The organism is Acidovorax soli, assembly GCF_014207955.1.
GTDB classification, from domain to species: domain Bacteria; phylum Pseudomonadota; class Gammaproteobacteria; order Burkholderiales; family Burkholderiaceae_C; genus Acidovorax; species Acidovorax soli_A.
On the sequence record NZ_JACHLK010000002.1, the window covers coordinates 658342 to 670699 of the forward strand.

6 protein-coding genes and 2 pseudogenes are annotated in these 12358 nt (G+C 62.8%); 3 read left to right on the plus strand and 5 right to left on the minus strand.

What is annotated here, in order from left to right:
- Positions 1-162: 162 nt before the first annotated feature.
- Positions 163-726, minus strand: a pseudogene (locus HNP48_RS07505) (transposase); the annotation flags it as partial.
- Positions 727-728: 2 nt separating this feature from the next.
- Here HNP48_RS07505 and HNP48_RS07510 point away from each other — a divergent pair.
- A pseudogene (locus tag HNP48_RS07510) lies at positions 729-1001 on the plus strand (transposase domain-containing protein); the annotation flags it as partial.
- A 148-nt stretch (positions 1002-1149) separates the two neighbouring features.
- On the opposite strand, the gene HNP48_RS07515 reads toward HNP48_RS07510, so the two are convergent.
- Complete coding sequence (locus HNP48_RS07515; protein ID WP_184856258.1) at positions 1150-2847, minus strand: hypothetical protein; 1698 nt, start codon at positions 2845-2847, stop codon at positions 1150-1152.
- Positions 2848-3256: 409 nt separating this feature from the next.
- On the opposite strand from HNP48_RS07515, the gene HNP48_RS07520 reads away from it, so the two are divergent.
- A complete protein-coding gene (locus tag HNP48_RS07520; protein ID WP_260420159.1) occupies positions 3257-5011 on the plus strand; it encodes a methyl-accepting chemotaxis protein in 1755 nt (584 codons plus the stop codon).
- Positions 5012-5091: 80 nt separating this feature from the next.
- On the opposite strand, the gene HNP48_RS07525 is transcribed toward HNP48_RS07520, so the two are convergent.
- The 3 genes from HNP48_RS07525 to HNP48_RS07535 all read right to left on the minus strand — a co-directional run bounded on the left by HNP48_RS07525 (position 5092) and on the right by HNP48_RS07535 (position 11181).
- The gene (locus HNP48_RS07525) at positions 5092-6789 is read right to left on the minus strand and encodes a diguanylate cyclase (protein WP_260420131.1); all 1698 of its coding nucleotides are present in this window, start codon (positions 6787-6789) and stop codon (positions 5092-5094) included.
- 845 nt (positions 6790-7634) lie between these two features.
- Complete coding sequence (locus tag HNP48_RS07530; protein WP_184856259.1) at positions 7635-9707, minus strand: DUF1566 domain-containing protein; 2073 nt, start codon at positions 9705-9707, stop codon at positions 7635-7637.
- A complete protein-coding gene (locus tag HNP48_RS07535; RefSeq protein ID WP_184856260.1) occupies positions 9697-11181 on the minus strand; it encodes a DUF1566 domain-containing protein in 1485 nt (494 codons plus the stop codon). The genes HNP48_RS07530 and HNP48_RS07535 overlap by 11 nt, the downstream gene beginning before the upstream one ends.
- Positions 11182-11352: 171 nt before the next feature.
- Here HNP48_RS07535 and HNP48_RS35320 point away from each other — a divergent pair, with 171 nt between their 5' ends.
- Positions 11353-12156, plus strand: a complete 804-nt coding sequence (locus tag HNP48_RS35320) for a helix-turn-helix transcriptional regulator (protein WP_184856261.1) — start codon at positions 11353-11355, stop codon at positions 12154-12156.
- Positions 12157-12358: the final 202 nt, after the last annotated feature.

Below are 12358 nucleotides of genomic sequence, written 5' to 3' on the forward strand. Positions count from 1 at the left end.
GCATTCTCGATGAACAACGTCACGGTGCACCCCCCTCAAATCTGAGCGCAGGCAGTATCGCTACCAAAGCTCCAATGATGGCGAGGTCGGGTTACTTCTGAGGAAGCCGTCAATCAACCACGCCCTTGCGAGCGGCGCCGGAGCCCATCCGCGAGTCGCGGTCTACGCCTCGCCCAGTGCGATGTTCCAGGGCAGCAGAGCTTCGTAGTCATCCACTGTCTGGGCCAGCGGCAACTTCTTGAAGAGCGCAACGAGATAGCGGTAGGGCTCGATGTCGTTGGCTTTGGCGGTTTCAATCAACGAGTACAGGTTGGCGCTGGCGTTTGCGCCACCCACGGTGTCGGCAAACAGCCAACTGCGTCTTCCAACGACGAACGGGCGGATGGCGTTCTCCACCGGGTTGGAGTCCAGCGGCCAGGTGCCGCTGTCAAGGAACCGCACGAGTTTGGGCCACTGCCCGTGCAGGTAGTGCATGGCCTCCCCCAGCAGGCTGGACGGTGCAACGCGATGCAGATGCGTGAGCAGCAGCCCCTCGGTCTCGCGCACGACCTCGCGGCTGTAGCGCGAGCGCAACCGCAGCCGGCGTTGTGGGGCCCAGTCCTTGGCTAGCGCTTCGGCGCGGTACATCTTGCCGATGAGCCGCACGAACCGGCTGGCGAGCTGGTCCTGGGAACGCGCAGCCTTTGGGATGGCGTCCTCGGCCTTGATGAACGGCCTGCGCGCGTGGACTCACGCATCACGTCGAAGACGGCGCGGTACCCATCGATAACAACCACCTGGAGCGCCAGATCAAGCCATGGGCGATGGGGCGCAAGGCTTGGATGTTCGTGGGCAGTGAACTTGCCGGGCAACGCGCGGCCGTGGTGATGAGCTTGGTGCAATCGGCCCGCATGTGTGGCCACGAGCCCTGGGCCTACCTGCGCGATGTTCTGCAGCGGCTGCCGACGCAGCTCAACAGCCGCATCGAGGACCTACTGCCGCATCGTTGGCAGCCCGCCTAGCTTTGCAGCGCGCCTATCGCAAGGTGGGCTAACTTGACGCTCGCCCTTAGGCGCCTGTCCATCGACGTCGACAGAGTTACGAACCTGAGATCCTGATCGAGCTGCAGTTTGACGGATACCACACTGCCGGAGCGAGACTTGGCCGGGTTTACCGATTCGGCCCACTGAGAGCTGGGGTGCCAGAGGTCCCCTGCTCCGTAGTCGCAGCCCAAATGTGCATTGCAGCGATGACCGCCGCATCGATCGGGTCAGGCGCCTTGGCCTGCCGCTCCTGCAGGTAGGCCAGCACGGATGCCCCCTCCGGCCAGGGGTTGTGCAGTTCCGGCCAGTTGCCCCCCCCCCAGATCCGTCTGCGGTCCGACAGGTGGATGTTACGTGTGCAGGGCCCATGGGGGTCGGCACCGTTCTCCAGCAGTAGCGTTACCAGCGGCAGGCACAACGGCCGCAGGATGCTGCCGCGCACGCACAGCAGGCCTGCCACTGCCCCGAGCAGGCTTCCCGCGTAGCAGGCCGAGGGCGGTGATTCTCCCTCGTGCCGGGTCTCCAGGTCGTCCACCTGCAGCGACACCTCCATAGCCGCACTCACCCCACGCTCCAGCACACGGCGCATCGTGCCGATGACGATTTGGCAGGCATCCGCATCCAGGCGCGAGACGAGCTTGCCACTGGCATTGCTGGGCTCATTCCAGTACACGGTCAGCAGCGGCTCCACTACTTCCTCCTGGAAGGCTTCGGGATCTTTCCAGTAGTCCACCCCAGCGCCAGCATCAAGCAGGTCCTGCGCCAGGCGCAAATCCCCCAGCGCTCCCATGTAGTTGCGCATAACCATGCGCAGCGCAGGATATTCCCGCCAGAGCGGCGTTTCCAGATCCACCCCGGACGCAGCCAATTGCGCCGGGGTCTGCGCATCCCGGTATCCCCTGCACATGCAGGTGAGCCGCTCCACGTTGCTCATCTGAGCGGGTGGCACCGAGCGCGCGCCACAAGCGGTCAGCACCTTGAGAACGTCGGCCCGGTCCTGGAAGAACTCCACGCTGTGGAACAGCAGGCTGCCGGTTTCCTGCCCGGAGTGGTCGTCGACAAGCAGGGCATTCACGTCAACACCGGGTTGCGCCAGTAGCCATTGGAGCAACTTGGGATGCACGCTCACCGACCGCGCCACGCGCTCCAGGCGCGACAGCGCGGGCAGATCAACGCCAGGCGCATGCAGCAGGCCCGAGAGCATCGCTTCGCGCTGGTTGCCGCCGCAGGCACCGATCAGGTCGGCCACCTCGGCCGCCCAGGGCAGACAGGCGGTCCAGTCCACCCCGGCATCGTGCAGGGCGCGCACCGACTTCACCAGGCCCGCGCGAAGGGCGAGCACCATGATGGGCACGCCATCGGCCGTGGCATTGGACGAAGCTCCGGCTTTGACCTCCTTGGCGAGCGCGCCGTCTTTGGCCTCCAGCACCAGCTCGTACAGGCGCTCGCCTTCGGACAGCACTGGCTTAGGAAAGGCCTTGGCCGTGATGCGCTTGCCGGAATGGTAGTACGTCGTGACCGATTCGCCGACCTGGCTGTTGAACACATGCACCCGCAGATACTCGGCGCCCGAGGCGTGCCAGGCCAGGATCTGAGGCTTCTCCAGTAGGTCGTGCGCCGACGTGTCGACCGTGCAGCGCAGCGTGGTGCCCAGCAAGGACGCGCTCGTAACACATGGCTCGTCCCAGTATTCGAAGAAACGGTTCAGCGGCTCGGGCAAGGCAGCGTCGGGCGCTTGCATGGCGACCTGCAGCAGGGCAAGCAGCCGGGCCAGCGCAGCGGCGTCGGAACCGATACAGGTGAAGGTGTAGGTGTTGGCGGACATGAAGTGGCGGGCCAGCAGAAAAGCCAGACAGGCGATGCGCCAAGGCTATCAGCCTCCATGCCCGCACGGAGGTCTACGGGCCCGACTGGACAAATTGGCAAGTGCAATGACTGCTGACAGCATTCCTGGCGTCGTCAAGATGGCATGGCTGGCCGCTTACGCGCCTGCTTCTGTTCGGACGGGTGCTTTGCAACGATGCACCTGAGCACTTTTCGCAACAGCGGTGTTTTGGTCGAGTCTGCCAAACCCTGTTCGGCATATCAGCGCGCCAATGCCGCGAGCCGTTGCTCTTCGAATGCTGGAGAAGTGGTCAGGCTGAAGGAACAAGGTGTCCAGAAATAGGGGGCTGGACATTCGCTTTAACCTCAGCCAAAGTAATCTGAGGCAGGGAAAATCCGACGGAGGAGCAATGACGAGGTTAACAATTTCTACGCGTCTGACATTGGCATTTGCCGCGATGGTGCTGCTGCTCATTGCATTGGGTGCCACAAGCCTCGTTCGATCGGCGAGTCAGCGCTCTGAGCTCAACGATGTGATCGACACCCGTGTGCCAATCACCAAAGCCCTGGGCGTGCTGGCCAATAGCGTGAACACCCAGGCCATACAGTTCCGCAACTTGGTGTTGTTCAACTCGGAGAGTATCTCGCGTCTCGCCCACGAGCAGATCGCCTCGGCACGAACCTCCACGGCCGATCAATACAGATTGCTGGACACGCTGATCTCCTCACCCAAAGGCAAGGAACTGCTTAACAGCATGCTAAAGGCGCGTACAGAATTCCTGGCGCGCGGCGACGAATTCCTGGCCCTGGTGCAAAAGGGCCAGAAAGAGGAGGCAACCAAGCTGCTTGAAGAAAGGCTACGCCCAATCCAGCTTGAGTACCAGAAGACGCTGCGCGACCAGGTAGAGTTTCAGGCGCAACTCACTGACGAGGCAGGCAAAGAGGCCGAAGAAGCCGCCGCAGCCCTACAGCGCGACGTGCTGATCGCCGGGGCCCTGGCCATCGCACTGGCCATCTTCCTGGCCATCACCATCATCCGCTCCATCACGCGCCCCCTGGCCCAGGCCGTGGAGGCGGCCGACCGCGTGGCCAGTGGCGACCTGAGCGGGCAGATCAACGTGCAATCGCGCGACGAAACCGGGAAGCTGCTCTCGGCGCTTGAGGACATGCGCCAGAACCTGGCCCGCGTGGTCACCGGCGTGCGCGGCAACGCCGAAAGCGTGGCCTCGGCCAGCGCGCAGATTGCCTCGGGCAACAACGACCTGAGCGCCCGCACCGAACAGCAGGCCTCGGCCCTGGAAGAGACGGCCGCCTCCATGGAAGAGCTCGGTTCCACCGTGCGCCAGAACGCCGACAACGCGCGCCAGGCCAACCAGCTGGCCCTGAGCGCCTCCACCGTGGCCGTGCAGGGCGGCGACGTCGTGGCCGAAGTGGTGGAGACCATGAAAGGCATCAACGCCAGCAGCAGCAAGATCGCCGACATCATCTCGGTCATCGACGGCATCGCCTTCCAGACCAACATCCTGGCCTTGAACGCAGCAGTGGAAGCCGCGCGCGCGGGCGAGCAAGGCCGCGGCTTTGCCGTGGTGGCCGGCGAAGTGCGCAGCCTGGCCGGGCGCAGCGCCGAAGCGGCCAAGGAAATCAAGAGCCTGATCACCGCCAGCGTGGAGCGCGTGGAACAAGGCACCCTGCTGGTGGACAAGGCCGGGGCCACCATGACCGAAGTGGTGGCCTCCATCCGGCGCGTGACCGACATCATGGGCGAGATCAGCGCGGCCAGCAGCGAGCAAAGCGCAGGCGTGGGCCAGGTGGGAGAAGCGGTCACGCAGATGGACCAGGCCACCCAGCAGAACGCGGCGCTGGTGGAAGAAATGGCGGCAGCGGCGAGCAGCCTGAACAGCCAGGCGGGCGAGCTGGTGAACGCGGTGGCGGTATTCCGGCTGGAAGGCGATCGCAGCGGTCCTTCTGGCGGCTATCAGAGACCCGCAGCGCATAAGCCGGCGCCGAAGGCGGCACCGCTTTCGCGCACTCCGGTGCGAACTTTCTCGCGCCCAAAAGAAGACCCGGCTGCAACCAGGGCACTCACCGGGAAGCCAATGCCAGCGCCTGCCATGGGGGAACGCGGGAACTCCAGGAGCGAGAAAGATGAGTGGGAGAGCTTTTAACGCGGGTTACCCGGCGCTGTCTTCGCACCGCTGCCAACGTGCGAAAGTCTATCAATGCTGCTCAATTGCAATAGACGCCGCTACTCAACGGCCTCTACGCACACCTGATTGCGGCCTTGGGCCTTGGCATCGTAAAGCGCGGCGTCGCTCCTACACAGAAGCGTTCTGGAGGTTTCTTGCTTGCCGCGAAAGCTCGCCACTCCCGCACTTACTGTTATTCGCCCAACCAGTGGCATCTCTTGAGAGGCGACGCTGTCAACGATTGCCTGGGCGAGCGTCCGCGCGCCATCGCAATCCGTATCAGGCAAGATCACGGCGAACTCCTCGCCGCCGAGGCGGCCGATGATGTCGCAGGCCCGTACGCGTTGTTCGAGTATTTGAGCCAGTCGCCTTAGAACTTCATCGCCGGCATCGTGGCCAAAGGTGTCGTTCACTCGCTTGAAGTAGTCCACATCTACCGATACGAGACTCAACGGCCGTCCACTGCGGGTCGCCAGTGCCACGGCAAACTCAATCTGTGTAGTAAACCCGCGCCTGTTCAGCAATCCAGTCAACGCATCAGTGCGCGCCTGAAGATCTAACGCTCGGTTTGCCGCCTCTAACTCTGCAGTACGAACATGGACCTGCTTTTCCATTTCTAGGTTGGCAGTCTGTAGCCGATCAGTCATGCCACGCAACGCGAAAGACAGTTGCTTGACATCCCGATTCCGATCTACAAGCGGAATCATTGCGCCATATTTTCCCGCCTCCACCTCGCTCGCCGCTTCGCAAAGAGTGTTGATGTCTTCACTGAGACGCCTGGCCGCAAACCATGCCAGCACAACCGCCGCCAGTGCTGCGAACCCGCCAAAGACAAGCGTGGCGTTGACGGCTCGATTGGCATATGCGAAGGCAACGTCTAACGGTTGCCTGGCAACGACAACCCAACCGAGATCGCTCGCCTTGTTTCGCGGTTGCAAACGTACCGCCGAAGTCAGGTAGCTTTTCCCATCCACCCACGACGCCACCTCAGCAGGCCTTTTCGACCTATCTGTGAAGGACGGAGGCACAGGCAGCCTCTGCTTTCCACGCTCCAGCTCGCTACGGTAGGCCGCAGGTGAATAGATCAGCGTGCCTTCGCGATCAAACACGAACAGTTCGATCCACGAATCCTGAGTGGCAGTGGGGGCAAGACTCTCTAGTTCGTCCCTTGTCCATTCCCAACTGCCGTGCATCCCCAACACTCCCACGGTCGTCTCACCCAATTTGATCGGTGCAGCAAAATCGACGAAGCGATGTGGCTCTCCTGAAACGTTGGGGGGCAACAGTTTTTCCAGCAGTTTTGCGGGGTGTACGTCGCCAACATGCAGGTCAACGAGACCAGCGGTGAACCATGGACGCTCGCGAACGCTATTGCCTTCGAGCAAACCTTGAGTCGCGGACTTCACATTCCCTTCCGAATCAGCGACCCCGATCCATAAGCTGTAAGGGTCAATCGCTTGGTTACGGGCAAGAAGTTCACGCACCTCCTGCGAGCCGAGGCCCTTCTCCCAAATGCCTCGCGCTTTTGAAAGCACCTGTACGACGCGGCTTCGCTCAAAGAGACCTTGGGAGAGCTGGCGACTCGCGTTGTCAGCGACTGTAAACAGTACCTGACTCGCATCTCTTTGCGCGCTGGACCGAAGCATTCCCCCCAGCCCTGCAGAAAGCACCAGGGTCAGAACAACAACGAGCGCAGCGAACACAACAGAGAGTTGGGTGCGCAGGCCGAGTCGGCGGAATAGCGAAAGCATTCTCATGCTTACCTCACTGAAGCGGTCAAAACGCCTTCCGGCGCATAGTCCGTCCGAGGCTGTTCTCTCAAAGGCTATCGAGGGTCAGCGGAGAAATCGTAGCACCATGCTTCGACTAATTCCAGGAATTTTGTCAAGAAAAAAATGACAATGAAAATGATGTCGATTTGGTTTGATCGATGACGTGCAAGAGTGCTTTCTGCTACTTTCGGTGCATGAGAGTCATCACTACAGAGCACCGGCTTCAATGCGATGCGCTCACCAGTTGTTGGGTTCGTCTCTTGCGCAAAAGGGCGTGGAGCGTTGCCTCGATAGAGTTCCCAGATGGCAAAACAGAGTTTGTATCAACGGCCTTATCGTTCGACACGGAAGAGGAGGCGTTGAATCACGCCAGAACGTGGGTCTGCGCATTCAGTGAAAGACAGTTCCAATAGCGAGCTGGAACTACACCCCTGCACCGCATTGACGAGGATCTTTGAATACCGTCGCACGTTGGTATAGCACGGCCTGAATGAGCGGCCAAGAAGCTCCACTCCGTGGAGCGACTGCTTCAGGGAAGCCTGGGTGCCGCATGAAATCGCTAAGCGGTCATTCAGAAGAAGCCGCTGGTGACATTTCATTCGATGGGACGATGATCCGAGTAGATTTGTGAAGCCCTTCGGGAGGCCCGAAAGTCGGCGTCGGGAGTGCGAGCCATCGAAGGAAGCCGGCACTCTTGAGTCCATGGCTTCCGCAGGCGTTCAACTGAAGCATCTAAGGGCCCACCTCTGTGTTGGCCTCCCTTCCTCCTCTGCCTCGCTCGCATCAATCACGAACCTGCGGTCGCTGGCGCAAGAGAGTGCTTGAGGCTCTCAATCTGCGATGCGCATACCCTGCACCTGCGTTCCCAGCTTCAGGTACAGCATTCCGTCGGCACCCATGCGCCAGGGCTCCGTCTGGCCCGCCGCACCAGCGGGCAGTGCCCACTGCGGCAGCAGGCGCCAGGTCTGCCCGCCCAGGGTGAGGGTGAGCGCGCCTTCGCCGCTGCCCGGTTGCACGGCCAGCGTGGCGCCTGGAATGGCCGTGCCGAAAATGCCCTGCGCCTGCGTTGCGCTGAGCAGGGCGGGCAGCAGCAGTTGCCCGGGCCCATTGCCCGCCTGGAATACGATGCGGCCCTGTTCGTCCACGCCAACGCGAGGCGTGGCTGTGCTGACACCCGCGCCCGTCCAGTCCGGCTTGAGCACATAGGTGGTGCCGCCAAAGCCCAGTTGCAGCACACCTTCGGCGCCAAGCTGCAAGGTCGCACCCGGCAATGCCGTTGTCACGGCGCTGGCCAGACCCGCCAGGTCTGCCACCGCAGGCGCAAACTGCACTACCACGCCGCCGCGCACCCAACGCAGCAAGCCCAGGGGCGTGAAGGACAGGCCATCGGGCTGCTTTGCATCCACGGTGATGGGCTGCGTGGGGAGCAGCTGGAAGATCTGCCCGCCATCGCGCAGCATGAACACGCCCGAGGGCGCCACTTCAAGGCCCTGGGCCAGGTTGGCGCCCGCCAGGCGCGCTACCGCGCCGGCCAGCCGTGCGAAGGCCTTGCCGTCCACCGTGATCGCAGCAGGCAGGTTGGTGAAAGCCATGGTATCCCCCATCTGCTGCGCATCGCCCTTGATCGAGCCGAGGGTGACGGACACGAGCCTGCCCTGCGGATCGATCAGCAGGCGTTCACCCGCCAACAGGCCCCTGTTGCCCAGCTCAGGCAATGCCCCTGGCGGTGGCAGCAGCGCGCCAGTGACCACGGCCACGGTGAGCGGCTGCGCGTCGATGCGCGTGCCCGCGGCGCCTGCACTCAGCAGCACCGTGCCCGCTAGCGCCATGGGTTGCCCGGCGGCGGTGCTGGCCATGGACGCCTCGCCCTGCAGCACCACCAGCACCAGCACGTCCTGGCCATCCACCCGGGTCACCTTCAGTTGGGTGCCAGGCAAAGCCGTCACGGTCATCGGCTGGCCGTTGACGGTGATCTGAAGGCTCACCGGCGTGGTGCCGGTGCCGGGCAGCACGATGGTGGCGCCATCGCCCCCTGGGCCGACCACGACGGGGAGAGACGGATCGGTGACGTTCACCACGCCCGGGCCCTGGACCGGCGTCTCCGTTGGACCCGACGGTCCAGACGGTCCCGGGTCGTTGCGTGCGAAGCTCGCCGTCACCGAGCGTGCAGCCGTCACGTTGCTCAGGGTGCATGTGGCCGACGTGCCGCTGCAGTCCCCGCCCCACCCAGAAAAGACATAGCCCGCGGACGGTGTGGCCGTGCAGATGGCCGAAGCGCCCTGGACGACAGGGTTCGGGCTGCAGTTGACACTCCCTGCGGCTGCTGGATTGACCGATGACGTGATGGCATGCAGCGCGCCATGGAGCCTGTCGAACGCAGCGGCTGCGGAGCCGCCCCGCAGCAAGCGTACACGCAGAAGGGTCGTCTTTCCTTCGGCAGCCACGCTGCCGTTGGCAAAGCTCACACGCCACGCACCGGACGGTGCAGGGGTGTAAGTCGTGGACGACCAGAACTCTGCCCCTGGGTAAGGCCAGGGAAACACCGGATCGATCACGGGGCTGGCACTCGCAGCGACATCCACCAGCGATTCGAGTTCGTTCTTGCTGGGCAGGCGCCAGTCGTTGTGGCCCAGGTGGTTGGCGGCGTTGGCAGCCGCTGCCGCCGACAGCGCGCCCGCCCAGGTAAAAGTGTCTGCCCCGGATGGCACGCAAGCACTCGTCGCTGCGCTCCAGACGCTACCCCACGCACAGCGGTCCCAGACGAGGCCAGTGCTACCGTCGATCGCAGTGCCGTCTGCACTGGCGGTAAATGCTGCGAACGCCGGGACCGTCGTTGAGGCGACAAGGGTGGCCCACAGCAACGCTGCGCAACGGCTCTGCCCTGAGACCCGTTTAGTTTTCATAAATCTCAATGTTGATGGTTCCCGGTTCGCTGACGTTGCCGTCCGTATCTGTCACTGTAAACGTAAAGCTATCCAAACCGGTGTAAGTCATTGAGAATGGGCGATAACAAAACGATGAATACAAGTTATAGCCGGCAACCTTGTGATCATTACTGTAAGCCGGAGTAAAAAAGTCATTTACGTCCTCCAGATAACCATTTTTCGGCAGGGAAGCTATTTTGAGCGGCGGTAAAATTATGGGCGCGCCAGGCTCGAACATATTCACTGTATCGGCATCCCAGGCCATTACTGTGACGGAAACGCATAGATTTCGCCATGGCGCACGAATGCTGCGATCAACTGCCTTAGGCTTAGGATCAAGAAAAATCTCAAAGACTGCCGTAGACGTATCTACTCCACCGTTGGCCGTACCGCCGTTGTCCTTTAGTTCCACTTGGACTCGGGCCAAGCCTGCTGACGAATTCCACATCACTCTGTGGCCACCCGTATTTTCAACGTAGTCCTCAAACTGGTATTTGACCTTGAATGACAAGGTTCCCGTCGCCGGGTCGAGCGTGGGCGGCACGTCAAACTCGAGCGCTTTCTGCCCCGTCACGGGCAGTAGCGTGACTGTAGCCGTGAGATTCTGGGTTGATTCACTGGCGGGCCCGGGCGATACACTCGCCCAGCCAGGCATGACCATCGCCTGAGGGCGCCAGTGCGGATAGGCACTGGCCTCGGGCGCCATGTACGGTGCCATGGCGGCCTTGTCGTCGAGGTTGACGTTGGCGATGGTGATGCGGGGAGCCTGGTTCACGCCTGCGCCGGCTGACACGAGCCGCAACGCATTGCTTGCGCTTTGGGCGGGAGCAAGGGAGGCACCGTCCGCGAAGTCAACGGCCCAGGCCCTGGCGGTGTCGAGGCCGTAGACGTCGCCGCTCCAATACCCGCCAGGCACCGTGGCGGGAAAATACGCTGCGTCGATCGCTGGTTGGGCCGCGCCGTTGTGCACGATGGACAGCAACTCCCGTCGCGTGGGCAGGCGCCACCCCTGCCATTGGCTGCAGCGGCTGTAGCCGGCAGCGGCGGCACCAGCGGCCGTAAATGTGGACGCCAGCGTTTCCGTGGACCACACGAGCCCGGTCACGTTGTCACGCACACAGACATGGGCACCGGGGGCCACCGGTTGCCCTGTAGTGTCCAGCGCGGTGAAGTCAAAGCCTGCGGCCCCGCCTCCGATCTTGACCAGAGAGCCCGCCGCGGCCTGCGCGTCGCGCCCAAAACGCGCGTCCTGGCGCGGATGAAGCGCTGAATCGCCGACATTGGCTTGCGTGCAGGCGACAGGTCCAGAGGCATCAAAGCATTGGCCCAGGCCGGTGTCGTTCAAATCCGCCGAAAAGCTGGTGAACGGCGCCATGCCAGCGGCAGCGCAGCCCAGCGCCGCCAAAGCCCTGCGCGGACGGTGCAGGGTTTCATGCGAAAAAAACAATCCCATGGACGAAGGAATAAAGCGATGTTCTAGAAATGCGCCGAACGATGTGCGCGCATACCGCGCCCGACCGGGCGTGCAGGGGCGGTATCGTACAGTTAGTTACCGCAATAGAGAGGAGCTTATCGGCTGCATCGCCGTGCTCCTATCCACTAAACAGTAGGGGGAGGAAACTACGTGCTGGACACCGCCATCCAGGAAGACATCCATCGTCTGTGGGACGAGCTCACGGACTTCGAAGCCGGCCAGGCCGAGGCGGCCACCTGCCACCTGCAGGTGCGCCTGTGCGATATGGTCAATGCCCGTAATTCCACCTGGGGCGGCGCGATACGGTTGCAGGCGCACGAGGGCGGCGATGGTGCCGCGGTCGGCGAAGACCCCCTGCAGGGCTGGCGCGTGGCCGTGACCCGGGTGCTGCACCCCTTTGATGAGCTGCCCGCTGCGCAGGAGGGGCCGTTCAAGGAACTGCAGCGGCGCTGGAACAGCCGCGAGATCGACCCCTCTTTTCTGCTGCCCATGCGCGAGGTTGGCCGCTTCAGAACCTATGGGCTGCGGCGCGACCTGCCCGCAGACTGGTTCGACGGCCCGGCCTACCGCGCCTTCTGGGCGCCCCACGGTACGCACGATGCAGTGTGGGTGGGCTTTCCGATCAACGGTGACGCGGAATCGCATTTCGGCTTCTACGCGGCTCACACCTTCACCGCGCCGCAGATCGCCCTGCTGGCCTATGCGTTGCGCGGCATCAAGTGGTTCCACCGCCACGTCATGCTGACCAGCGGCCCGCTGGTGGCGCGTGCCCCGCTCACGCCCACTGAGCGAAAGGTGCTCGGCCTCCTGCTGGGCGAGGCATCGGAAAAGCGCATTGCCGAGCAACTGAGCCTGGCCACCTCGACCACGCACCAGCACGTTGTGGCGCTGTACCGCAAGTTCGGGGTGCGCAGCCGTGCGCAGTTGATGAGTCTTTGGCTGAGTTGGAAATAACAGTCAACTGCAATCGGGGCATGTCTGATCCAGGATGTTCGGCAAGTGCCTTCTCCAGGGTCCACACCAGTCGATAAGGATGCGTGCTGTGCTGTCCCAGCCGACCGCCCAAAAACGAATGCAGAGGCGGGCGAAAACAGCCAGAGGAGCGAGATGCCCGGGCAGCCAGTGTCCGCACGGATCGTGGATAACTTTTGGAGGT